Origin of the sequence: Lactobacillus xylocopicola (assembly GCF_033096005.1) — a bacterium.
GTDB classification, from domain to species: domain Bacteria; phylum Bacillota; class Bacilli; order Lactobacillales; family Lactobacillaceae; genus Lactobacillus; species Lactobacillus xylocopicola.
In genome coordinates this window covers 1,391,123-1,415,392 of the sequence record NZ_AP026803.1, presented here as the reverse complement: position 1 = coordinate 1,415,392, position 24,270 = coordinate 1,391,123, and the positions used below count along the sequence as shown (strand labels likewise).

General features: G+C 42.1%; 21 protein-coding genes. 13 read left to right on the top strand and 8 right to left on the bottom strand.

The genetic code is table 11. From position 1 onward, the window contains the following. Positions 1-6 precede the first annotated feature (6 nt). Complete coding sequence (locus R8389_RS06860) at positions 7-783, top strand: threonine/serine exporter family protein (protein WP_317637287.1); 777 nt, start codon at positions 7-9, stop codon at positions 781-783. Between the two features lie 2 nt (positions 784-785). Then, complete coding sequence (locus tag R8389_RS06855; protein ID WP_317637286.1) at positions 786-1,244, top strand: threonine/serine exporter family protein; 459 nt, start codon at positions 786-788, stop codon at positions 1,242-1,244. A gap of 166 nt (positions 1,245-1,410) precedes the next feature. Here the strand turns inward: R8389_RS06855 and R8389_RS06850 are convergent, their stop codons facing one another. Together R8389_RS06850 and R8389_RS06845 are read right to left on the bottom strand one after the other, a co-directional pair. Next, positions 1,411-2,136: a C39 family peptidase gene (locus R8389_RS06850; RefSeq protein ID WP_425604629.1), complete on the bottom strand. Its 726-nt coding sequence runs from the start codon at positions 2,134-2,136 to the stop codon at positions 1,411-1,413. Positions 2,137-2,237: 101 nt separating this feature from the next. Beyond that, positions 2,238-3,815 (bottom strand): multicopper oxidase family protein, encoded by a 1,578-nt coding sequence (locus tag R8389_RS06845; protein WP_317637285.1) that lies wholly within the window; start codon positions 3,813-3,815, stop codon positions 2,238-2,240. A gap of 357 nt (positions 3,816-4,172) precedes the next feature. Between R8389_RS06845 and R8389_RS06840 the strand changes: the two genes are divergently transcribed. Then, the gene (locus tag R8389_RS06840; protein ID WP_317637284.1) at positions 4,173-4,790 is read left to right on the top strand and encodes a hypothetical protein; all 618 of its coding nucleotides are present in this window, start codon (positions 4,173-4,175) and stop codon (positions 4,788-4,790) included. Positions 4,791-4,833: 43 nt separating this feature from the next. Next, positions 4,834-5,454 (top strand): LVIS_2131 family protein, encoded by a 621-nt coding sequence (locus R8389_RS06835; RefSeq protein ID WP_317637283.1) that lies wholly within the window; start codon positions 4,834-4,836, stop codon positions 5,452-5,454. 24 nt (positions 5,455-5,478) lie between these two features. On the opposite strand, the gene R8389_RS06830 is transcribed toward R8389_RS06835, so the two are convergent. Both R8389_RS06830 and R8389_RS06825 read right to left on the bottom strand, forming a co-directional pair. After that, positions 5,479-6,987: an O-antigen ligase family protein gene (locus R8389_RS06830; protein WP_317637282.1), complete on the bottom strand. Its 1,509-nt coding sequence runs from the start codon at positions 6,985-6,987 to the stop codon at positions 5,479-5,481. 100 nt (positions 6,988-7,087) lie between these two features. After that, entirely contained in the window at positions 7,088-7,414 is a 327-nt protein-coding gene (locus R8389_RS06825) for a DUF2187 domain-containing protein (protein ID WP_317637281.1), read from the bottom strand. A 94-nt stretch (positions 7,415-7,508) separates the two neighbouring features. On the opposite strand from R8389_RS06825, the gene R8389_RS06820 reads away from it, so the two are divergent. The 4 genes from R8389_RS06820 (at position 7,509) to R8389_RS06805 (ending at position 10,751) form a co-directional block, all read left to right on the top strand. Beyond that, positions 7,509-8,057 (top strand): guanylate kinase, encoded by a 549-nt coding sequence (locus R8389_RS06820; RefSeq protein WP_317637280.1) that lies wholly within the window; start codon positions 7,509-7,511, stop codon positions 8,055-8,057. Between the two features lie 174 nt (positions 8,058-8,231). Further along, on the top strand, positions 8,232-8,717 hold the full coding sequence (locus R8389_RS06815; RefSeq protein WP_317637279.1) for a C40 family peptidase: 486 nt from the start codon (positions 8,232-8,234) through the stop codon (positions 8,715-8,717). Between the two features lie 221 nt (positions 8,718-8,938). Continuing rightward, entirely contained in the window at positions 8,939-9,673 is a 735-nt protein-coding gene (locus R8389_RS06810) for a C40 family peptidase (RefSeq protein WP_317637278.1), read from the top strand. A 157-nt stretch (positions 9,674-9,830) separates the two neighbouring features. Next, the gene (locus tag R8389_RS06805; protein WP_317637277.1) at positions 9,831-10,751 is read left to right on the top strand and encodes a C40 family peptidase; all 921 of its coding nucleotides are present in this window, start codon (positions 9,831-9,833) and stop codon (positions 10,749-10,751) included. Positions 10,752-10,837: 86 nt separating this feature from the next. Here the strand turns inward: R8389_RS06805 and hflX are convergent, their stop codons facing one another. From hflX to R8389_RS06785, 4 genes are all read right to left on the bottom strand, one after another. Next, positions 10,838-12,130 (bottom strand): GTPase HflX, encoded by a 1,293-nt coding sequence (gene hflX / locus R8389_RS06800; RefSeq protein ID WP_317637276.1) that lies wholly within the window; start codon positions 12,128-12,130, stop codon positions 10,838-10,840. 232 nt (positions 12,131-12,362) lie between these two features. Beyond that, the gene (locus tag R8389_RS06795; RefSeq protein ID WP_317637275.1) at positions 12,363-13,925 is read right to left on the bottom strand and encodes a hydantoinase/oxoprolinase N-terminal domain-containing protein; all 1,563 of its coding nucleotides are present in this window, start codon (positions 13,923-13,925) and stop codon (positions 12,363-12,365) included. An 11-nt stretch (positions 13,926-13,936) separates the two neighbouring features. Continuing rightward, on the bottom strand, positions 13,937-15,040 hold the full coding sequence (locus R8389_RS06790) for an S-methyl thiohydantoin desulfurase family protein (RefSeq protein ID WP_317637274.1): 1,104 nt from the start codon (positions 15,038-15,040) through the stop codon (positions 13,937-13,939). Positions 15,041-15,093: 53 nt separating this feature from the next. Continuing rightward, on the bottom strand, positions 15,094-16,374 hold the full coding sequence (locus tag R8389_RS06785; protein WP_317637273.1) for a purine-cytosine permease family protein: 1,281 nt from the start codon (positions 16,372-16,374) through the stop codon (positions 15,094-15,096). A gap of 375 nt (positions 16,375-16,749) precedes the next feature. Between R8389_RS06785 and R8389_RS06780 the strand changes: the two genes are divergently transcribed. The 5 genes from R8389_RS06780 (at position 16,750) to R8389_RS06760 (ending at position 24,084) form a co-directional block, all read left to right on the top strand. Next, positions 16,750-18,180 carry an MFS transporter gene (locus tag R8389_RS06780; protein ID WP_317637272.1) on the top strand — a complete coding sequence of 477 codons (1,431 nt, stop codon included), beginning with the start codon at positions 16,750-16,752 and terminating at the stop codon, positions 18,178-18,180. Between the two features lie 242 nt (positions 18,181-18,422). Continuing rightward, complete coding sequence (locus R8389_RS06775; RefSeq protein WP_317637271.1) at positions 18,423-18,710, top strand: type II toxin-antitoxin system HicB family antitoxin; 288 nt, start codon at positions 18,423-18,425, stop codon at positions 18,708-18,710. A 321-nt stretch (positions 18,711-19,031) separates the two neighbouring features. Continuing rightward, a complete protein-coding gene (locus R8389_RS06770; RefSeq protein WP_317637270.1) occupies positions 19,032-19,595 on the top strand; it encodes an aldose epimerase family protein in 564 nt (187 codons plus the stop codon). Positions 19,596-19,697: 102 nt separating this feature from the next. Beyond that, a complete protein-coding gene (locus tag R8389_RS06765; RefSeq protein WP_425604672.1) occupies positions 19,698-20,819 on the top strand; it encodes an LCP family glycopolymer transferase in 1,122 nt (373 codons plus the stop codon). A gap of 292 nt (positions 20,820-21,111) precedes the next feature. Then, positions 21,112-24,084, top strand: a complete 2,973-nt coding sequence (locus tag R8389_RS06760; protein WP_317637268.1) for an LTA synthase family protein — start codon at positions 21,112-21,114, stop codon at positions 24,082-24,084. Positions 24,085-24,270: the final 186 nt, after the last annotated feature.

Below are 24,270 nucleotides of genomic sequence, written 5' to 3'. Positions count from 1 at the left end.
AGTAGGATGGGGATTAAGCAAGACAAGTATTTTTACCAAAATTTATTGGATACCTGTTTGACTGCCGGTGAATTGATGATTGAAGGCGGCAGTGAGATGTACCGGGTCGAAGATACGATGCTACGCATTGCCAAAAGTGCCGGGGAACCTGATCCAAGGGTCTTTATTGTGCCTACTGGGATCTTCATGAGTTTGGATCAAGGCAATTATTGCCAGAGTATTCAGGTGCAAGAGCGTAATATCAACTTAGAGCTAGTTGACCGCATCAATTCCCTGTCCCGTGCCTTTGCGGCTAAGGAGATTACGTTAAGGCAGTTCAAACAGCAGGTGAAAAAAATCGCTAAGGGTGATTTTCCGACTTTTCCGCTTTGGCTGCAAACAATTGGTGCAGCCGTATTAAGTGCAACGCTGATGGTAATGTTCATCGATAATTATGATTGGTTGGACTTTCCCGGCGCGGCGATTGTTGGTGCCATTGGGTTCGTTTCTTTTTACTACTTCAAGCGCTACACTAATATTAAATTTTTGTCTGAATTGGTAGCAGCGCTCATCATGACTATCGTCGCAGTTGGCATTGTTCACCTCTACCCCCAACTGGTGATTGATAATATTTTAACTGGTGCACTAATGCCACTCGTGCCAGGGTTGGCCCTAACTAATGCGCTACGTGATTTGTTTAAGGGCGATCTGCTTTCTGGGATGGGACGAATGTGTGAGGCCCTGCTAACGGCATTTGCGCTTGGCGGCGGAGTCGGAATTATTTTGAAGTTTTTGGGAGCGTAATGATGCCTTTTTGGTTAGAATTTATGATTAACGTTATTTTTGCCTACCTCGCTTCTGTGGGTTTTGCTTTGACTATTAACGTTCCCCGCCGGGTACTCAACCTGGCTGGACTTAGCGGCGTAATCAGCTGGATGATTTACTGGTTAGCCATGCAGGCGGCAATGGGGCGGCTTTTGTCCAACTTGCTTGGTTCCTTTGCAATTGGGGTTCTCGGCATAGTCTTTGCTCGTAAGCAAAAATGTCCGGCGACCGTTTTTTATATTCCTGCGATTGTACCGCTTGTTCCTGGTGTACCAGCCTACCAGGCTGTTCGCGAGTTGACCGCCGGTAACATTACGGGGGCCAACGATGCAGTTTTGCGGGTGATTATTGTCACGGGGTCAATTGCCTTGGGAATGCTTTTGTCCAACATGTTCGTCGAAATCTTTTTTAGGATAAAGAAATTTTACAAGCAGGGTTAAAAAAGGTACAATAGATACTGCGAGTCGACAAAAACGCGAGATGCGTATTTGGATGAGGACGCCCGCCTTAGCTGGCAGACACGGGAAGTGTTGGCGCTTGACCAACCTGATGTGAACAGAAGTAGTCACCTGTTTTTGCAGGCCTCGATTTGAAAAGAGCAAGTTCTTAACTGAACTTGCTCTTTTTGATATATAGTGCTTGCTTGCCCTGCTGCTTGTAACTTCGTTCCAGATTCTGCCAGGGTACTTGTTTGTTTTTATGGCCATAGGGGTCGTTGACCAAGATGGTGCCAGTCTTTTTGCGATAACCGGTAATTACGCAGGCATGAGAAGAAGGGGTAACACGGACCCTTCCTTGGGCCGTGTTCCACGTTTGCATGTTCTTAACGCGGTTGAAGTTGGTGGTTGTAATGATTAAAACAGGGTGCCCATCAGATACCAGCTTTAACACCTGAATGAAATCATGACCAGTAAAGTTACAAATACGGTTAGTGTAGGTGCTCGCAACCGCTTCTAAGGGTTCGTTGTAAACACACCAACCCGCATTAGCCTGACTCATGTAGCCGACAAAGCCGGCGTGGGGGTTACCCCGATAGTGACCATTGTTGGTATAAGAGGCAACATGTTTAATGTTCTGGGATAAGTCCAACTTGGATACTTTGATGTCATAATAGCGCAGTAACATCGAGAGGGAGGTCACTTCACAGCCGTTAGGTAGTTCTGGGTACTGATTTTCGATGGGAACGTTTAACTGTTGGGTTGGCTTCATAGTTAGCCAAGCGAAGCGATCCTTCAGATCATTGAAATTCATCGCAGTTACGATCAGGCCGATGACTAATAGTCCCAATAAAAGTCGTCTTAATGGTTTATTGGCAGAATTCTTTTTACTCATGATACAGTTATTTAATCATAGGAAGCTTGCGAAAAGCAAAAAACCACTCAAATTATTGAGTGGTTTTATGAATTTTTATTATTTAGTTAGTAAATAATAAATTAGTGGTGGCTGGCTCCGGAGAGTGAATCCATAGTATGGTCAACTCCCTTGGTTTCCATACCTTCAGTATCCATTCCTGGGCACCAAACCTCGTCCATTGGAATACCTCTTTCTTCGGCAAAGGCCTTAGTCAGAGTCTCCATGTCCATCAAGTCATACTTCTTGTCTGGCTCTTTTGGATCAACGATTTGGATTTGTGCCATCATACCGGCATCTTCGTGTTCGATGATGTGGCAGTGATACATGAAGATACCAGCGTTTTGGAAGTAAACCTTCAAACGAACCGTTTCTTGTGGGGCAACGTCAACTGTATCCTTGTAGACGTTTCTTTCGTTAGGGTAAGGTTCTTTACCGTCACGGGAAACAACGAGGAAGTGAGCGCCGTGAATGTGGAATGGGTGAAGCATTCCGTTGGCCTTGTCGTTGGTGTTAGTAACATCCCAATATTCGGTACTCATCAACGTTTGCTTCATGTCAATACGGTCCATTGCAAAGAGTCTATTGTTGATCATGTTGTGGTTGTCCATCGTAACCTTGCGCACTTCGGCTTCGGGATTAACTTCTGGATCATGTGGTGTAAACAAGGTATCAGGAATGACACTGTCATCTTTTTCATACTTGTGAATCCGGAATTCAACCAGCTTAAAGTCGTCGGTGTAAAGATTAACGACGTCGCCTTCCTGATAGTTGCCAAAGTCGACAACAACTTGTTGACGCTCACCTGGAGCAATCAGCAACTTAGTTGCCTTAACTGGATGCTCCAAGAAGGAATCGTCACCAGCGATTTGGGTCATTACCAAGTCATCTGTGAAGTGCAGTCTCCACTCACGACGGTTAGAGCCACCCAAGAAGAGCAGACGTACTTTTTGTGTAGTGACATCAACGTAAGGCTTAACTACAGCGTTAATCACTGGTACTTCACCAAAGATCCCCATTGGGTTGTAGTCTGCCTTGTAGTTGAACTGGTTATCTTCGTGGAAGATCCGATCCTGTAAAATAATCGGAAATTCGTCTTTGCCGTAGGTCTTTGGAATAGGTAACTTAGCCTCGTTGTCATCAGTGATAACAACTCCCATGGCCAGTCCCATCCAAACGTGTTCGGCAGTTGATGGACATGGGTGAGCGTGTAGCCAAGTCAAGGCAGCCGGTTGATCGACCGTAAAGTCGATATGCTTCTCTTCACCAGGATAAACAGGTGAGTGGCAAGCACCATCAGCGCCAGGTCCAGGAACTTCCATACCATGCCAGTGGTAAGTGGTTAATTCTGGCAAGCTGTTCTTCAAGGTTACGTGAACGTGTTGACCAGTCTTCAAGACCATCGTCTTACCCAGAACAGGGAAGTTATAGCCCCAAGTGTGGGTCTTCTTGCCTGGCAAGAATTGGAATTCACCTTCTTGGGATTCAATCGTAAACCAAACGTCATTGCCTTCCTGCTTATCAGGTTCTAAAACGGGTGGCACAATCAGCGGTTGCGCTTCAACGCCTTCAGGCATATGAAGGTCTTGGTAGCCCATACCGTGATTTTTATCAAAATCTTCTGAATTATAGAAATAATCTGTGTAAACTTTATCTGACATATCTGTCTACCTTTCAGTTAAAAAATTTACTTAAAAATTTTTAGTTACATACTCAATTTACACTTTGTGAAAACGCTTGTAAAGAGCTTAAAAGCAAATTTTTCTGAGTTAGCTTAAAGTGTTATGCATTATGAAATGAAATATCAAAAGTGTTATTTTTTAATCAGCGGGATAGCCTAGTATAGCTTGGATCTTAAGAGGGCTAAGCCGATTCAATTTGCTAGAATCGATGTTTTTTAAAGCACATGTTCTTAAAAAGATTTTAAAAGAAATAAAAATAAATTGTTTTTAGGGGGAAATTTGAGTATCGTAAATGAAGAACAAAAAAACTAATTTGAATTTTGAAGGACTTTTACTTTGAAGATTAATTTGGATGATTTAACTCAAAAGATTGAACAACAAGACTACTTACAAGATTTAGCCACCATTAAATATGCGGATCTCAATAAATCTAAGGCCAGGGTTAAGGAACAAGCTAGCAAAATGGTGCGAGAAGCTGCTACTGCCATCAAGCATAACTCCTTAAGTCATATTGCGCTTGAAGTGACTGGGCAAAGACCGATTGTGTTCGCGCTGGAAAATAATATTATTAATCTGCCCTATAGCAACTACAAGAAGGTGGCCAACTTTTTTGAAGCAGGCAAAGATTATCCGGTGCTGCTTTACTTTGAGACGCAGTCGGACTATCTCAATGCTTCAGGCTTCAGGATCGACCAACTAGCGACCGAAGAAGAGCTTGCGGCGGATGAAGACAAGGTTATTGCCAACTTAACCACCGCTATAATGGCCAAGCTAAAGGAAGTACGTGAGTACCAGAAGCCCGAACCAGCGGCTAAAAAGACAGTCACCAAAAAATCCACCACTAAGACCAAAAAAACAGCTACCAGAACAAGTAAAGCTAAGCCGGCAGCAACTAAGAAACCGGCTACGAAAGCTGGTAAAGTCTCGGCTAAAGCCACTAAGTCCTCCAAATAAGCGGAGTCAACTATTAGCCTAGAAACATTACGGGAGGATTGTTATGTTCAACTGGAACCTACTCGGTATATTATTATGGGTCATCATCATACTTTATTTTGTCTTTGTGGTTCAGAATATTCGCAGACGCCGGATTGCGATGATTATCAAAAAGCACCGGCAATTCAGCTGGCCCAACTTTGCCGTGGATATTTTGGAAGTGGCGGTTTTGCTGGTCGGTGCCGTCTGGTTGTTTAGTCAGACTATGCTGGATAATCCCGATCTGACAGACACAAGTAAGATTTCAGCCAAGATCACTTACGAACCCTTGGTGGTGAATCCGGGCACTGGTAACTCAACTTATGTGACGGTTGACTCCAAGAAAAAGAAGATTAGTACGCAGACTTATACTTATTATCGTCCAGGCAAACAGGCCAAGGTGACTAGTGACTTTGCGACAGTGGCCTATGGTAAGAGCCCACTTAACATCAGCGCGGCCCGGATTCCATATAACGAAAAGATGCTTAAGAAGATGGATCGTAAATACCAGCATGCTTATGTGGCGGTTTATACCGCTACTTATAAAAAGGTCTGGCAAAATGGGCTTGGCATGCATGCAGGACGCAATGCCATGCGCTACTATCTGATCCGAGTACCGGATGCTTCCTTCATCAAAAACAATTAATTAAAAGCACCCAAAAAAAGCCTCTTAGGAGGCTTTTTTGCGTACCTGAACCAGCAGGTTGCCACTAACAAAGGCTAAGATGAAGCTAGCAGTCAAGAAGTCAACGACATTACCAGAAGAAAAGGCGGCGAGCAGGACAAAGCTGGTAGAAACAATGAGCGAGCTAACCAAGTAAGTTCGAACAGGCTTGAATCTAAGCCACCTATATACAGAATAGGCTAAGATGATCAAGTAGGGCCCTAAAAAGAGCAGCATACCACACCAGCCCAAGGAATAAATTTGGGCGGCAAAGTCACGTTCGAGATTAAAGATGTTATTTTCACGCGTATATGAAATGCCCAAAAACTTGTCCCAGTGGTTGTTATTGGTTTTTACCACTTGGTTGAGCATGGCCGCTTCCACGTGCCGGTTTTCCATGCGGCTTTGACCTGGTTCACGAATGATCTGCAGCCAGAATTCAGGGTCGTCCTGGTAGGGATAGCTCTTGAAAACAAATTTGGGATTGAGCGCATATACGCGATAATTCTTCTTAATGAAGTCACGCAAAAAGGCGGTGCGCTCGGGTCCGGTGGGATGTTTATGGAGCCCCTGCGCTAATTCCTGCTGGGGACGCGTTAAGTCATGATCAGACTGCTGGGCCAAGTAGATTTCGTAATGGTAACGCTGATTGGCTGGGCCAAAGGGCAAAATAGCTAATGCAGCAACTTCAAGCAAGACCGCAGTTAAAAGGGCTCGGCCCCCTTTTTTGACATCTTTAAGGGCGAAACGGTGAAATAAAAATAAGATAATGCCAATTGCAATGCCACCAAGCAGGCCGATGGCCGCTACCTTAGTACCAATCTCAATCATGGCCAGCGTTTGGACCACGGTTAGGGTCACGGTATGCCAGCTGAAGGCGGTAAACAAGTAGTATAATACCAGCGGCAGCAGCATAAACAAGACGGCTGAAACCATGTTGGTAAAGTTGAAAAAGCCCTTGGAAGCCATGTGGGAGTATCCGATGTTAGAATCAAAAAACCAGGCAAAGATGTTAGCACTAATAGTACCAGTTTCGTAGGACTTCAGCGAAATGACTAAGAGGTTAGAGATGACAATGGTACCAGAAAAAAGCCCCGCAATGCCCTCGATTACCAGGCGTAACTGCTTCTGACTAAATTGTAGCTCTGTAGTAAGATAGACAACTACTAGAGGCAGGGTCATTCTAATTAGATAGAAAAGTTCACTGCTGAGTGAATAACCGTAGCTGGTGGGACTGATGCTGGTGAAATTACGCACATGTATTAAGTGCAGTGCTGAATAGACAAGCCAAAGCGCTAGATAGAGCAGGAGCCACTTTTGCCTACTGAGCTTGAGCCAGGCCGTTCTTTGGCTAAAGTAAAGACCGAGTAGCGTGCCAACCGCTAAAATGCGGATAATGGTTGGTAGGGTAAAAGGTAAGAGATTGGCCAGTTGCCCGTGGTAGAACCAATACAAGTCTAAAAACGGCTGAATGAGAATAAACCAAAATAAGATGGTTCTTGTTTTATCTTTCACTTTATCTTCTCCATAAAATATTAACTAGCCTAATTTTAGGCAAAAAAGCGGCAAAAAAAAAGAGCAGTCAGGAATAATTGCTGCTTTTTAAGTAAAAATCCTACTTGCTCTTCTTTTCAGTAGTGCTATCAGCTTGGGCTGAAGCCTTTTTGGTCGGGGTAATCTTCTCTACTTTAACATCACTGTTAGCTAGAGCTTCAATTTCCTTGAGTTTGCGCTTGGGCGCACTCTTCAGGTTCTTGAAGTTAACCACAATTTTTTTGTTTAAGTCGCCAACGGCCGTTTCATCCTCTTGATCAAAGTCGATAATTGCTAGCATTGCCGAATTTTCGTAAATTTTTTCCACTTTGCCTAAAAAGGGCTTGGTCAGTTCTTCTTCAGACTTTGCACTCACAATACTATTTGGTTTGACGTCTGCTTTTTTCATGATGAATTTTACTTCCTCTCATCATCGGGTTTAAATATAATAGAAAGATAGTATTATAAAAACTAATGGTTTTCAAGTAAAGGGGACTTGGATTTTGCAAAAATTAATATTAATTGCCGGTCCTAGTGGTGCTGGTAAAACGACTATTTCAGACTACCTAAGGGCCAATTTTAAAATTCCGCGGGTCCTAACCCATACCACCAGACCGCTACGTGTAGGAGAGCAGCCAGACCGCGACTACCATTTTGAAAGTGATGCAACTTTTAGTCGCCTCCATTTTTTTGAACATGTTAAATATGGCTCTTACCAATATGGTTCAAGTGAAGAAGCCCTGAGAGAGGCTTGGCGTGAGCATGAACTGGTTTCTTTGATTGTCGACATTAAGGGGGCCGCTGCTTACCTCCAAGTAATTAAGGGTCAAGTTTATTTTCTATATGTCACCACCAGTACCAGGGCAGAATTGCAGGAACGTTTAAGCAAACGCGGTGATGATCCACTTAAAATCCAAGCCCGGCTTAGCGGCAGTGAACTGAATGAGTTGCCACCGGAACTTGCGCAGGATGCCCACATATTGGTTAATGATGACTGGTCCAAGACTAAAAAAGAATTGGACAAGCTAGCAGAAAGCCTACTGCAACGCTGATTTTACCACCTGTTTCAATTTCATCAAGTATTTCTTATTAATTTGTAGTCCGATTGACACGAATGTGTAACATTCAATGGGTAATATATAGAATGCCAATTACGGAAAACAACTTAAAGATAGTTAATTCTAACTAGGACAAAGAAATATTTAGTTGAAAAGAGTGAAACAGGTTTGAAGCATAGTCGAAAGTTAATTAAGTTAGTTGCATTGATGTCTCTATTTTTTACGGGGATAGCAACTACTAATGTAGCTAATGCAGCAACGACAGAACAAGGTGACGATAGTTCGATAACACAAAAGCGCAATGCTGTTGCTAAACTTGCTAAAAAGCAAGTAGGCAAGCGCTATGTTTATGGTGCAACCGGACCGTTTGCCTTTGACTGCTCGGGGCTTGTGCAATATGTTTACCAACAAGCTGGTAATACCTACCTGCCTAGAACAACTTATACTCAAGTGGCCCTTGGCAAGAAGGTATCTCTAAAAAAACTTAAAAAGGGCGATCTGCTCTACTGGGGTTCAGCAGCTAAGCCGAACCACGTTGGGATATATGTGGGTGGTAACAAATTTGTTCATGCTGCCACACCCCAGCAAGGTGTTCGACAACAAGCGCTTAGCGCTTACTTTTACCCAGCTGCCGCCAAACGAGTGCTTGAATAACCCCAAAGCTTAAACCAACCAATAAAACTGCAAAATTTTCGCTTTTACCCTGACCAAAATATCTTGGTGAGGTTTTTTTACTTACCGGTATCATTTTTGTAACCTTTTTGTAATATCTTACGAGTAGACTAATTACTGTAATCTACCTAACTAATAAAATTTAAAATCAAAAAATAAAAACAGGTGTAATGACTAATGCGAAGTTGTACGGGGGAATTTTTTTGAAGATCAAGAGTGACTTAGTAAAATATACTACAGCTGCAGCTTTAACAGTTACTGGAGTCGGGGTTGCTAATACGGTTAGTTCAAATCTTGGACCTGCCCGCGTCGAAGCTGCAACTTTTGCTCAAAGAGTCAGAATCAATTATGTTGCTGGCTACGGCATTAATGTGTGGGACAACTATCAGACCCCCAAATTTACCGGTACTAGGATTAAGCATGGTAAGACAGTTACAGTCTTGGCTAGTGCAATTGACCAAAAGGGCAGAAGTTGGTATCAAATTGGCGAGGGTCAATGGATTCAGGCCCGGTATACGGTTAAGGAGAGTATAAGCTCCAAAGTTAGCCAAGGTGTCCAGGCAAGTAATAGAGCAGACCAGGCTCAAAAAGTTGTTAACGTTGCTAATGCAGCCGTTGGCAAGGCTTATGTTCAAGGTAGCAATGGTCCCAGTGCATTTGACTGTTCAGGGTTGACGCAGTACGTCTATAGCAAGGCTACGGGCAAGCAAATCAGTCGCACTACCTACACTCAGGTGAAGAAAGGCAAGAAGGTTTCGATGCAGAACCTACAACCAGGTGACTTGTTGTTCTGGGGCTCTGCTTCAGCTCCCTACCATGTTGGTATTTACGTTGGTGACAACCAATTCGTTCATGCTGCTGCACCTAAGCAAGGTGTTGTAAAGGCTAGCTTGAGCTCTTACTTTTATCCTTCAGTTGCCAAGCGGGTGCTTGACTAGCAATTTAAGCAAAGATTATTTAACACTTAGAACTATTCTAAGTGTTTTTTTATTTTTATTTGTCGGTGTAACTTGATTATAGATATATAAAACGACTAAAATAAAGACGAGTACTTTTTACTCGATCACATTTTTGCTACCAAAGGAGAATGATTTAATGAAAGGCAATTTTTGGAAAATGAGCCTCGCGACCGCCCTGACGCTAACGGGCGTGGTCGCGGCTGTACCACAGAAGATGGTCCATGCGGCCATACTCAAAGAGCCAATCAAGCGGGTGCAGATTAATTGTCTGCCAGGAAAAAGCGCCAAAGTTTGGACAAGTTACGAAGGTGGCCAACTAATCAACTTTCAGGCTAAGAACAAGAGTAAGTGGAATGTTGCCGAGACGGCTGTCGATCGTAAGGGCCGACTGTGGTATAAGATTGGCTATGATGAGTGGATTCAAGCGCGCTACACTGAGGACTTAGAAGAAAAAGAGGCGGGCAGTAAGGTAGACAAGCCGGCTGCTACCAGAGCACCTAAGAAAAAGGTAAAGAAAGCAAAGAAAAAGCCGGAAATTCAAAGCCAAGCCAAGCAACCAGTCAAGCCGGCGGCACCTAGGCCAGTGGTGACCAAGCCAGTTCAGGTTAGCACCAAGCCTAGCAAAACGCGCCCGAGTACCGTGCCAGCCGTAACTAGTCCAAGCCCAGCCCCAGTCCCAACGGGTCCCAGCTCACAGCGGGCGCAGGCGGTTGTGAACTTGGCCAAGAGTCAAGTAGGTAAGGGCTATGCGTGGGGCGGCAATGGTCCGGACAATTTTGACTGTTCCGGTCTCGTCCAGTTCATCTATAGCCAAGTGGGGGGTGTCCAGCTGCCCCGCGTGACCACTGACCAGGTTAAGGTCGGTACAACCGTTGCAATGGATCAACTACAAGCAGGAGACCTCTTGTATTGGGGATCAGTGGATGCGCCATACCATGTTGGTATCTATATTGGTAACAATCAGTATGTTCATGCAGCTACTCCTGATCAAGGGGTGGTTTTACAGGTCATTAGCTCCTACTTTTATCCTTGTGTTGCTAAACGAGTAATTCAATAAAATGAATAAAAAACAACAGTTTACTAAATTGAAGTAAACTGTTGTTTTGCTATATAAGTAAATAAATCATGGTGAAGCTATGCAAGTCAGTTCATGTTTACAAGATAGCGCTGAAATTTTGCCTGTTTTTCTGGAGCCAGTCGTACGGTTACGTGCACACCATCGGGCTGATATTTTTCTGCCATAACTTGGGCATGTGTATGCAAGTAAGCCAAGGCTTTGCCTTCGCTTAGCGGCAACAGCAAGTTGACTTTTTGATAGTTGGCAAAGACTCGCTTGGTAATTAATTTAGCCAGGGTTTTGAGCGATGTGGAATCGGTTGCGGAGTATAGAATGCTGTCTCCTTCAATTTGCGGGTAATTACGGTGGGCTTTGTCGGCCTTGTTATAAGCCGTAATCATTGGGATATCTTTCACACCAATTTCGCTTAAAACAGTTTGGGTTGTCCGAATCATTTGGATCATGTTCGGGTCAGCTGCATCTACCACATTGATTAATAGGTCAGCGTCTTTAGCTTCCTGCAGGGTAGCCTTAAAGGATTCAATCAAGCTGTGAGGCAGTTTAGAAACAAAGCCAACGGTATCGGAAAGAATAAAACTAAAGTTACTATCTAAATCGATGCGGCGAACACTGGTATCAAGCGTTGCAAAGAGCATATCCTTAACTAGCACTTGTTTGGACCTATTTTCTGGGGAAAAGGCTGCTAACAGGCCGTTCATTGTTGTTGATTTGCCAGCATTTGTATAACCAACAAGAGCTACTTTGGGAATATGACTGTCATGGCGGCGTTTCGCCTTAATTTCTTCTTGACTAACAATCGTTTTTAATTCACTTTTGATGGAGGCGATTTGCTTGCCAATTGTTCGCCGATTCAGTTCTAGCCTTGATTCACCGGCACCACGGTTAGCAAATCCGCCGCCAGCTGTTCCCCCATTGCCGCGTTGTTGGTCAAGGGTATTTTCTGAAGGATGTAGCCGGGGCAGTTCGTATTGTAGCCGAGCCAACTGCACCTGTAGTTTTGACTGCTTAGTGCGGGCACGATTGGAAAAAATCTCCAATATCAGTTCGGTTCGATCAATTACCCGCAGTTTGGTCAATTTTTCCAAGTTGCGAATTTGGACGGGCGACAGTTCATCGTTTAAGATTAAGACTTTCGCTTTTAGTCCACGGGCCAGCTCCTTAATCTCATTGACTTTACCAAGACCTAGGTAGGTGGCGCTGACAATGTGGTCAGCATTCTGCCGCGCTTGTCCCACGATTTCCAGGTTGGCTGCTGCTGCCAGGTTGGCTAGTTCGGCCATGTAGTATTCAAAGTTTGCATCAGACAAGTTGACGCCAGCAAGATAAGCCTTTGTTTTGTGAGGGATGTTCTCGATCATTTAGTCCTCTTTCCATCGATATTCTGGACGCCGATGATATTGGTATTAGCAGTTTTCGCACCTAATCAGCTTCTTTTTTCGATTTTTATCGTTAAGTTTAATTGTAATACATTTGCTATAGTTTACAAATTTGTGGTCGTTCAAGACCTGTTTTAAATCTTTACTAGATTTCTTATTCTATATAAAAAGTTGAATGTACTTAACCATTCAACTTTTTTTATATTAATATGTATTACTTTGAATTATCAATTTCACCAACAACTTTTGCCTTAACTCTTGTCGTTTCGCCAGGGGCATAGGCGAGTGGGACCTCGGTAATTTCAACAAGCTTAATTGAATTTGCTTTCGCTCCAGCCATAATAGCTTGCTGTCCAGCTTGTTTTTCAACATCAGCTAAGGCTTCGGATCGTTTAGTCTGACTATATTGGTAAACTTTTTCATATTCACCACCTACGTTAGCAATTGTGGCACCGATAGCGTTAGCAACACTGCCAAATTTGCTCTTAGTTATGTGTTTAACGCCACTTAATAAACTTGGAGCAATAATAGAGCCACCACCAACCAAAATAACTTCCACATCTTCTGCACTAGTTTTCATTTGATCAAGTCCATTTTCTATAATACTCGCAATTTTAGTCATTGCTTTTTGGGCAATCTTTTTATCAATTGATTCGACTAATCTAGGATTACCAAGTTGGCAGAAGCCAAGTCGAACGGCAATATCGGTTGTAGTCAAGGTGTTCCCGCCAAATACAAGTGCTCGTTCCGTAATCGCATAGCCGACACTGTCAGGACCAATTGATACTGAGTCATCATTATTAATGCGAACAATGGTGCCACCACCTAGGCCAACTGATAATACATCAGGCATTCTAAAGTTAGTGCGGATACCACCAATGGTAACAGCTTTAGAGGATTCACGGGGAAATCCGTTAACCAGAACGCCAATATCAGAAGTAGTACCACCAATATCAACAGTTAAGGCATTTTTGATTTTAGATAAATAGGCAGCGCCACGGATGCTGTTTGTTGGTCCACTGCCGATTGTCAAAATTGGGTATTTGGCAGCAAAGGGTAGTGACATTAAAGTGCCATCGTTTTGACATAAGTACACGGTGGCATTAAAGATATTTTCCTCAGCTAAAGCATTTGAAAAACCATCAGTAACATTTTTAATAACCTTGTTTAAGGCCGCATTCAAAATTGTGGCATTTTCGCGACCGATTAAACCTATTGAACCAATCGAAGAGGAAATTGAAACGGGGAAGTCCTTACCTAGCATTTTATGGGCAATCTCAGCGACTCTTTTTTCTTGATCATCATTGATTGAAGAAAAAACGCCAATAACTGCTAAACCATCAATTTGATTTTTCCATTCAGATAATTTCTCCTGAACTTCTTTTTCAGAGTAGGGCGCAATTGGATCACCATTAAACTCATATCCACCATGAATTAATGCATAACGGTTTGATAAAATAGAGGTGATGTCTTCAGGCCATTCAGTATAAGGTAAAATAGATGCAGTTGCCGGATAACCAATCCTTAAGACACCCACTCTACCTAAATTTTTGCGTTCAACGATAGCATTAGTTGCTTGAGTTGTTCCAAGCATTGCTTGGTTAATCTGGCTAACTTCAATATTATTAGTATTAACAACTTGATGAATTGCTTTTTTAATTCCTGTTTCAATATCTTTAGTAGTATGAGTTTTAGTGGAAACAATGACATTAAGCTTGTCGTCCAAGATGACGGCATCTGTATTGGTGCCGCCAACGTCAATTCCTAGTTTGTACAATGCTTTTCCTCCTATTGATTTTGATACTCAGCGTAACGTTGTTCAATTGGAATATAATCAACGTCATACTTAAAATAACGTGGGCCAACTAAGCTAATTCCTGCCGCAGTACGCCATTTCTCGTTAGCAGGCAATCCAAGAACCATAATTCGTTTTCCGTAGCGGACTTCTTCGTTAGTAATCGGTTGTAAAGTATCCATGTCGACCATTGTAATTAGATCTGGTACGGTTGCCAAGATTTGTTCGTCGAGTTGCATAATAATATTTTCGTTTTGAAAAGAAATCTTTCCCGTTTGACCTTCATTTTCATTGAGGCCACTTAAAATGATTTCTCCAAAATTGAAACCGCCACTGGTTGTATGCGAGATATCAACGATTTTAGCAGTCATTAATTTATAGCCATGTGTCAATTTAAGTAACGCAGTTAATGCACTGTTTACTGAAACATAGTCATTAGTGTGCTGAATTAGTTGACCAATGTTTTGACTAAGACTAATAATATTAAGAACACCGGCAGATCGTAATTCTTTACCTGTTACCGGGTCACTTGCACTTGATGAAGTGGCGCCAACTTGAACTGTAAAGTCACGCCCAATACGTTCAGCCCAGAATGAATCAGGTGTATTAAGTAGAGAAGTATTACCACGCTCGTCCGATAAAACCATTGGTGTTACCGAATGACCAGCGAGAACAAAAGTAGACATTTGTAGTTCAGGGAAGGCTCGCCCCATTCCGTCAGCGTCAGCAATTGGAAGTCCCATTTTAGCAGCTGCAACGAGTGGCATCATGGAATTGATTCCGCCTGCTTCGATTGGAAATGTACCATAGATTTTTTTATTATAATACTGCTCAAAAATTTCAAACGCGTTAATAAACTCGTTACCATTTGGAAATTTTTCCATTGAAACTGCTGGTGCGCCGATATTTGAAGCTGAAACGAATATTTCATCATCTGGAAATTCATCAGGAGTAAGCAAGGTTACAGGTCCATGTTTTTTAATTGCGGAAATTGCCATTAATTCACCAATAAATGGGTTACCCCCACCTCCTGATCCAAGCAGTGCTGCACCAATTGCAATTTGTTTAACATCTTTAATTGTGATTTGTCTACTCAAAATTTATTCCTCTAATTCTTTATCTTTTATTATTGAATGGTTGGTTTTTCTAATTAATAAGTTAGACCAGAAGCAAATAAAACGTTAATGGACTGAACGCCCCAGGTAACAAATTGCCCCACTAGGATACCAATAATCCAAGCAATTACAGTCATCACTGGTAGTTTGGAAGATGTTTGAGGTAGTTCACCTTTATGACGACTTACGGCTAAAATTTTTCGGTCTGTTTTTAAAATCCAATAATCAACAACCATAATTGCAGCGATTGGCGGAAAGACCACCCCTAACAAGGTCAAAAAGCCCTGAAATTTATCAATTAAGCCAATAACGGAAAGAACGGTCCCTAAAATCCCCGTAATTACAGTCATAACTGAACGATTTAGGGTTACCTTGAAAACTTGTCTAAAAAAGTTAACTACGTTAAGACTGGCTGAATATAGGTTCATGTCATTGACTTTAACAGATGACAAGACAATCAAAGCAATTCCTAATGCCCCAGTTAGTTGGTAAATAATTGGCATGATTTCTTTTGAGCCAATTGCATGAGCCATTAATACACCAATGATGTTAACACCTAGTTCGCCAACAAGTGTTCCAATTACACATACCCAAAAAACATCACGACCGTTTTTAGTTCTTCTAGTAATATCTGGCATGATAATCGCACCGACAATAAAATTACCAGTAACCATTGTTATACCAGCACTCATACTCATTGCCGCACCTGGAGCAACCATTGTTGCTAAGTGACTTAAGCTGTTGCCTTTGAGCATATTGTATGTAGCAAAACCCATAACAATAATAAAGGCAGGGATAGAAATATTAGTTGTCCAACTCAAACCTTTAAAGCCAAAAATAACTGAAAAAGTCACTAATAACCCAGTAATTGTAGCTATTAATTGATAGTTAAGACTGCTGTGTGTAATGGTATTGAGTATCTGTACAACACCTTCAGCAAATACAGAATTTTGAATGCCAAACCAGCCAATTAAACTTATTGCAAATGCTAAACCAACAATTGCAGAGCCAATTGTGCCAAATCCTGCCCACTTTGATAATAAACTAGTTGGTAATCCTTCTTTTTGACCTGCTAGGCCTAATCCGAATGAAATAAACTGTAGAATTACACTACCTAAGATAGTAGATAAAACGGCATGGTAAAAATTCATTCCATAGCCTAATTCGGCACCTAACATAAATTGACTTAAAGCAACAAAGCCGCCAATTTGGACCATGAGTACTTTCCACATAGGATCACGTTTGTTTTTAGGAAAGCGCTGGGTTGAGTAGTCATCATAAATATCTTCATTAGAACTGATTTTATTTTTTTTCATCCTTATTTTTCTCTTTCTAAAGTTATCTAATCAAAAATTGATAATATTATTAATAATTATTTATATTAATTATTAATTATTAATATTTAACTAATCGGAGTATAGAGTAGTCAAGAATGGTTGTCAATGTCATACTAAGCGGTAATTGTCTGCTTTTAAGCTTTATATAGGGGATTTTTAAAAGCAGTAATAGACTCTTTTAGCAGATTGGCGGCAAATTACGATTAGTAGGTGCAATTGTAAAAGAATAGTAGCAAAAAACAATCACATTAATTAGGTGATTGTTTTTTTGCTACTTGGCAGCGTAGAAAAAAAGAGTATAATCTATTCTAATAAGGTACCTAACTAAATGAGGAATTAAGGAGATTGGTTTAAATGTCAGAAAAGTTGAGTTATCAAACTAACCAAAAGGTGCAAAAAAATCGCTGGTGGATATTAGTGGCAGTGGGGCTGTTTACCTTCATGTCGACGCTTGATGGGACCATTGTCAATATTGCCTTGCCGGTAATTAGCAAGGACCTGCAGATTCCAATGAGTCAATCTGAATGGGTGGTTTCACTATATTTGATTATTGTCTGCAGCTTTATTTTATTTTTTGGGAAATTGAGCGACTTACACGGAAAAATCAAGATTTTCCGCTTAGGAGCAATTTTCTTTATTGCCGGATCACTTTTGTCTGGCTTTAAGGTTAATTTGATATTTCTCTTGGCTGCCCGGGCCCTGCAAGCTCTGGGTGCAGCCATGACGATGGCAACCAATAATGGTATTATTACCGAAATCTTTCCTAATACTGAACGGGGCAAGGCTTTAGGAACTATTGGCTCCTTTGTAGCGCTGGGCTCTATTGCAGGGCCAGGACTTGGCGGCCTGATTTTAAGTCATTTATCTTGGTCATATATCTTCTGGTTGAATGTTCCAGTTGGGATTGTTGCTGCCATCATCGGAGCTATTTACCTGCCCAAGGACATTACCTTTACCAATGAACCACTTGATCGGACCGGTTCGTTTACCTTTGCTTTAGGAATGATTTCCCTGTTTGGTGGAGTCTTTTTGGGACAACAGTTGGGCTTTACAGCTCTCCCTGTCTTAGCAATGCTACTAGTTGGGGTGGTCAGTTTGGTTAGCTTTGTATACGTTGAGAAGCACACTACTAACCCTTTACTACAGTTTAAACTGTTTAAAAACCCCGATTTTTCAGTCAGTTTGCTGTGTGCATTATTGATTTTTATTACTAATTTCTTCTTTAATGTAGTTACGCCGTTTTACCTGGAAAACGCGCGGCACCTGGCACCGAGCCAGACGGGTTACATCTTAATGATTTTGCCAGTGGTACAGCTCTTTGCTGCGCCAGTTGCCGGGACACTCTCTGATAAGATTGGTCCCAAGTTAATAACCTTTATCGGGTTAGTATTACTGCTAATTAGCCAGATTGGTTACACGATGTGCAACCTCGATTCACCTACTTGGCTTTTTGTAGTCAGCATCGCAATCATGGGCCTCGGCAGTGGTATCTTCAGCTCGCCGAATAATTCTTTAGTAATGAGTTCAGTTGAGCAAAAGGATTTGGGCATTGCTGGCAGTATTAACTCACTTTCCCGTAATTTGGGTATGGTAATTGGGATTTCAAGTGCAACCACAGTTCTTTTTTCTGCCATGAGCCAAGCCAAGGGGGCGCGGGTAACGGGCTACTTGCCTAAACAGCCGGAAATCTTTATCTACGGTATGCACGTCGTTTTCATTATTTCACTACTTATCTGCTTGGTGACTGTACTTTTGAGTGGCTGGCGGTTATTTAAAAAGAATTAAGTGATCAGGCTTGATCCGTAGGTTTAGGATTTTAAGGTTAATCGAAAAAATGCGCTACAAGTTGATGTAGCGCATTTTTATTGGTCAATTAAGCTCGTCTTAAAGAAGAGGAGAAAATTATTAAAAAAGGAAAGTGAAAAAATTTTTCTTTGTTAAAACGTAATTTTTTACTAATTTTTATTAAATTTCACTGGTTTTGTTATATGATAATAAGAGTACATACAAATTAAGGAGGTTTGTAGATGAAGCACAGAATAGTAACTTATCCCGCCATTTTTCGGCCATTGGGGAATGATGTTTATGTCATTAACTTTCCCGATATTAAGGGTGGCATCACTGAAGGCCAAGGATTGCGTGAGGCAATGAAGATGGCTGCTGATACCCTTGCCAGCCGGTTATATAACAAGACGGACCTGCCCCAGTCGAGTAAAATTAGTGAAGTCGAAGTGCCTAACGATGGCTCCTTTGTTGCGCCAGTTTCTGCAGACCTAACCGAAGCAGCGCACGCGCGCATTAATTATCGAATATAGAAAAAAGTACCCCAATTGCTTGGGGTACTCTTTTTATTAACTTGTTCCAAAAACTAAATTTATAATTCTCGGGAACAATTACATTATAGTATACCAGAGCAAATTTTGCTAATGTTTTGTGCTTTTTCTTTTAGGAAAGTTATTGATAATTGTGTTTTGCCCCAATTATTTTTTGGTCCTAATTAAAGTTTTTGTAGTATAATTCTTTTTCAATAATTTAAATGAAGCTCTTCTAGCTGCCAATTAGTTAGATTTCAAGCCTGAATTGACACCAACACCGATAAAATGCTATTTTCTAAAGAAGAAAGTTTGGAGTGTGCTATGCAAACAATTGAAAATTCTGTTTTGCGCGTGGCCGTTGATGAAAAGGGCGGCCAAGTGCTAAATCTGGTTAACCAAAATAATCAAATTGATTATCTTAGAGACCAGGATACGCGAAAAAATTTAGAGGTTGCCTTTAAGGGGGCGGACCGCAGTGAAAACTGGGCCCAGCTCTTACCTTGGACTGTCATTGATAAGGGGGATGCGCAGGTTAGTTTGGCCTTGATTGATGATAATGACAGTTATCAGAAGTTTCCCTATCACTTTGAAGCAATTTTGACCTATCTATTAGAAGGTAACCGGGTTGAGCTCAAGTGTTATTTAAAAAACAACTCACATAAGGATATGCCTTTTTCCTTTGCTTTTACCCTGCCGGTTTTTGCAGGATGGTCAATCACCGAAAGGGTGAATGAACTTGAACTAACACGAGATGAAATAACTTTAAAAGCGGAGGCCACCAATTTTGAGTTGTTAGCTCAAAATGAGCAAATCATTGCTGCCAATGACTCTACTTTAAAAAGTGATGCTAGTGTGGAATTTAAGCTGGCTTTGACGGTGAGCTAAAGTTTAACGATTTTAATAAGAAATCATAGACAAACCGGCAACGGTTTGCTTTTTTGCTATGATATAATCATGTAATTAGTATTAATAATTGATAATTGGTAAATAAAAACGATGGATCATAATGATAATCAGCCCATTCGCAAACGGGTCGCATTACATGCTGAAAAGCACAGGAAGAAGCGACGGATTTGGGCGTGGGTATTGAGTGTTTTTGCTCTTGCAACAGTGGTAGTTGCGGCCTATTCGGCCTATGTTTATGTTCGCACCAAAAATGCGATCGATAGTACTTATGACAGCAGTAATCACGTTCAAATTAAGCAGGGCGAGTTCAACGGCCAGCGTAAATTTGCGGTTTTGCTGCTGGGGACTGATACGGGGGCGCTGGACCGCACGGAAAAAGTGGGTAACTCCGATACGGTCATCATTGCCGTGGTCAATCCTGAAAAAAAGCGCTACACGTTAATGTCGGTGCCACGTGATACGATGGCCCAGATGGTGGGTGCAGAAACTTTTCAAATCGAAAAGATTAATGCGGCATATCCGCTTGGGGGTGCAGCTATGTCGATGGCCAGCGTTTCAAAACTGGTTAACGTGCCTATCAAGTACTATGCCCTGGTCAACATGAAGGGCATTATGCGGCTAATCCGCTATGTTGGCGGGATTGACATTAGGCCTAACCTCAGCTTTGAGTATGGTGGCTATATTTTTAAGAAAAATCAGTTAACTCACATGGGTGGTGGTGGTGCGTTGGCCTATTCACGGATGCGCTATGATGATCCCAAGGGTGACTATGGTCGCCAACAGCGCCAGCGCCAAGTGATTACAGCCCTGATTCAAAAAACGATTTCACTTAATACATTAACCAAGCTTGATTCAGTTTTGACTTCAATTTCTGGTAATGTTAAGACTAACCTGACTTTTGCCGCGCTCCAACAGATTGCGTTAAATTATCGTGATACCACTAAGCATGCCAAAAGCGACTACCTGCACGGTCATAATGCTACGATTGACGATGTTTCTTACCAGGTGCAGTCAACCAAGGAATTACAACGGGTATCAGATTATCTGCGTGCGGAGTTAGGCCTTAAATTACTGCCGCTCAAAAACAATGAAACATACCAGAATAAACGTAATGTGGCGCGCGGCTTTGACTTTAGCAACATAGCAACGCAGGAGTACCACCTTTATTTAGATTATGCTGAACCAAAAGCTGGTGGGAATTAAAGGTGCGCAGCTCAAGTGCTGGCACCACTTAGTTGGCCCAGCGGTTTTTGCGGACTATCGTTTTAGCTAAAAAACGGAGTATAATATTGTATACTGGTAATAATTGCAAATTTAGTTTTGTGAGTGTTGTAGAATATTGGATAGCACTCTTTTGGTCACAATTTAGCACGGAAACTGCTTTTATGACCTGTTGCTTAAAAATGCTCCTTGAACCTGGATTATGGTATTTTAGATAGCGGGTTTAAGAGGTGTGCAATCGCATCATTAATTTAGTAAGGACATAGACTGGAATATGAATAAAAACAAAAAAACGTTAAAAGCGGTTCAAGTTATTTGCATGCTGGCGGCAACCTTGTTCATGCTAGTGCAGATGTACAGTTTGAAGGGTGTAGCAGCGCAAGCACATTACTCCTTTGTCCGTTTTATGCCTAACATGATGCATAATGCGACTTTGATGATTGTGCCAATGATTTTTGGAGCGGTGTATAGCCGCAAGAAGCAGAGTGCTAGTGAAAGCTATAAGTATTGGCTGCTAGCTATGGCCACCTTGCTGGTCTATTACGTACTCTTCTTCTTTAAGGTGCCAGGACGCTTCAATATGTGGCGGGTGTGGGGCATGCTCTTTCCCATCATTACTAGTACTTCAGTGTTATTTGCTGGATTGTTTTTCAGTTTGTTGGTGCAGTCACATTTATCTGATCTACTGCACAAATTAACTGTAAAGCAGAATCTAATTGTACTGAGTGGGCTCACGTTATTGGGGTTTGCCTTGAGCGCGGGCAACTTATCTTTCCAATACTCCATTTATGGATTATATCTGGTGCTGTTTTTTGCATGGGGTATGTTTTTAGCTGATCTTCCAATCAATGGGAAGTTGTTAACACTCTCACTAATCAGTGGTGTTATCTCTTTCTTTGTGGTGGTGATTGGTGTCTCCGGTTTTGATGCGGTTTACTGGTCACAGATTATCTCTGGTAACGGTGGCGGTGACTGGAACCGGGAATTTTTGAATAACCCGTCTTCGCCCCTTATGTTTTTGCTTGTTGTAGCAATTTTCTTACTGTTTAAAAAGGTCATCATGACCCTTACTAAGAAAGACATGCGGTACTTTATTCCGGTGATCATTTTTATGGATGCACCGATTTCGCCGCGATTTATGAATGACTTTCACTTTACTGGGTCGGGTGCGCTTGACAAGTTAATCATGATTGTGGTCATGACTGCAATTACCTGGCTTTGGGCGGCAGTGCTGGAGCGCTACTTGTTTAGAATCAAGCCACTGGCTAAGACGATTGACTACTTAGACAATGAACCGAACCTGGCCAAGGTCTGTGAAGCAATCTGGTCGCGGTTCACCCGGTTTGTTGCCAATAACCGGGTTAAGCTGCTTACCTGGGCTTGGTTCTATGTACTCAGTTTTGGCTCCTTCTTAATTGAAGCGGACAATCTGCGCATTCAAATCAGTACTGCTGCTACCATTAATGCAATTGTCTATCTCTTGGGAACGAAATTTTTTGCCATTATTTTGACGACCATCTTTCTTGATGCGCTGTTCTCAATCTTTTACTTTGTGACTACCCGTTACTGGACCTCCAACATGCTGGTTAGCTTGATTGCAATTGGTTGGGCAATTGCTAACAAGATTAAGTTGCTGCTCCGGGGTGAGCCTATTTACCCAACTGAAATCAGTGAAATTGTTAACTGGAAGACCCTGTTGCCAATGGTGGGTAAAACTACCGTGATTGCTATCTTGGTAGCGATTATTGCTGTTATTGTGCTTGATCTCTTTTTGGAGCGCAAGGTTCCGATCAAGAAGCACGGCTCGTGGAAGCGCCGCGGTATCTGGGCTCTGCTCAGCCTGCTGCTGTTTATGACGCCTTTGCGGTTTAACCACGATGGCGGGGTTATTTACCATATTAACCGAGGCTTTGATAACCGACAACGCTTCCGTAATCCAGAACGTGATATCCAAGTGAATGGTCCGGTTCTAAACTTCCTTAACTACATTGACTTGCAGATTATGGACAAGCCAACTGGCTATTCAGCTTCCACTATGAAGCAACTGAATGATAAATATAGTAAGATTGCGGAGCGCATTAACAAGAACCGGAAGAACGATTTGCGCGACCAGACCGTTGTCTTTAACTTAAGTGAAAGTTTTGTTGATCCCAATACTTTCCCGACGATTAGGTTTGACCGTTCAGTTCCTAACCCGGTCAAGTTCATCCAGTCAATGAAATCACGGTCTTCATATGGCACCATGCTTAGCGCCGGTTACGGTGGTGGCACGGCCAACATGGAATGGGAAACGTTGACTGGGCTTAATATGGGCCTGTTTAAGTCCACGTTAACGCCTTATGTTCAGGTTGTCCCTAACTACGACTTTTACCCAACAATTGGGATGAACTTCGATTACCGGTCTGCAGTGCACCCCTTCATTGGTACTTATTACTCAAGGCGTGAAGACTATCACCGGTTTAAGTTTGATAAGTTTGTTTATAGTGGTTCGAAGTACAAGATCATTGACCAAAAGAAATTGGGCAAGAGTGGCTATAACTCTGACTACACTACTTATGCCAATGGTTTGAAGCAAATTAATTCGAGAAAAGATGGTCAGTTCATCAACTTAATTTCGATTCAAAATCACATGCCGTATAACAATTGGTATGCTAATAACGAATACATGGGTAAGATTTCAGGAGACTTGTTCAATACACCAGCGGTTCGGGTTCAAATGGCGACCTATGTTAAGGGAACACAATATACTGACCAAGCAGTCAAACAGTTTATTGGCAAAATTGATCGCATCAAGAAACCAATTACGGTAGTCTTCTATGGCGACCACTACCCAAGTGTTGTTTCGCAAAGCTACACGTCCAAGTATCCAGTAGAAATGCACTCAACCCGTTACTTTATTTATTCTAACAAGTACGCTCGTGACCACGGTGCCAAGACCAGATTACCACGCAAGGCCAATAACTTTGTCAGCTCCAGTGACTTCATCGCTATGGTGTTGCAACAGACTGATTCAAAAGTGACGCCTTACCAGGCCCTGCTGACTGAAGTACACAAGAAACTGCCAGCGATTACAATCAACTTTAATGGTGACAAAGGCTATGAGCTGATTGGACGCAAGGGTCAAGTAATCGATCCTAAATACCTGACTAAGAAGCAACAGAAGCTATTGGCCGATTACGAGACGGTGCAGTACGATATGACCGCTGGTAAGGCCTACGGCTTGCAGATGAAGGGCTTTTACAAATAGTATTGACTTACCAGTCCAAAATTAGTATGATCACTTAAGAAAAAAACAGTAGTTGATCGACTCAGAGTTCAGAGAACTAGTGGATGGTGCAAACTAGGCAGGTCGAAGCCAACGAATTACGAGCAGGGTGGTTCCCGTATAGACCGTTAATAAGGCCCTTTTTAAGGTGCAAACGTGGGTGGTACC

Bases quoted from the DNA above. Each gene is read 5' to 3' on its own strand.
- R8389_RS06770 (WP_317637270.1), top strand. From the start codon at position 19,032: ATGCAAACAATTGAAAATTCTGTTTTGCGCGTGGCCGTTGATGAAAAG.
- R8389_RS06855 (WP_317637286.1), top strand. From the start codon at position 786: ATGCCTTTTTGGTTAGAATTTATGATTAACGTTATTTTTGCCTACCTC.
- R8389_RS06860 (WP_317637287.1), top strand. From the start codon at position 7: ATGGGGATTAAGCAAGACAAGTATTTTTACCAAAATTTATTGGATACC.
- R8389_RS06835 (WP_317637283.1), top strand. From the start codon at position 4,834: ATGTTCAACTGGAACCTACTCGGTATATTATTATGGGTCATCATCATA.
- R8389_RS06850 (WP_425604629.1), bottom strand. From the start codon at position 2,136: ATGAGTAAAAAGAATTCTGCCAATAAACCATTAAGACGACTTTTATTG.
- R8389_RS06780 (WP_317637272.1), top strand. From the start codon at position 16,750: ATGTCAGAAAAGTTGAGTTATCAAACTAACCAAAAGGTGCAAAAAAAT.
- hflX (WP_317637276.1), bottom strand. From the start codon at position 12,130: ATGATCGAGAACATCCCTCACAAAACAAAGGCTTATCTTGCTGGCGTC.
- R8389_RS06775 (WP_317637271.1), top strand. From the start codon at position 18,423: ATGAAGCACAGAATAGTAACTTATCCCGCCATTTTTCGGCCATTGGGG.
- R8389_RS06845 (WP_317637285.1), bottom strand. From the start codon at position 3,815: ATGTCAGATAAAGTTTACACAGATTATTTCTATAATTCAGAAGATTTT.
- R8389_RS06785 (WP_317637273.1), bottom strand. From the start codon at position 16,374: ATGAAAAAAAATAAAATCAGTTCTAATGAAGATATTTATGATGACTAC.
- R8389_RS06825 (WP_317637281.1), bottom strand. From the start codon at position 7,414: ATGAAAAAAGCAGACGTCAAACCAAATAGTATTGTGAGTGCAAAGTCT.
- R8389_RS06760 (WP_317637268.1), top strand. From the start codon at position 21,112: ATGAATAAAAACAAAAAAACGTTAAAAGCGGTTCAAGTTATTTGCATG.
- R8389_RS06805 (WP_317637277.1), top strand. From the start codon at position 9,831: ATGAAAGGCAATTTTTGGAAAATGAGCCTCGCGACCGCCCTGACGCTA.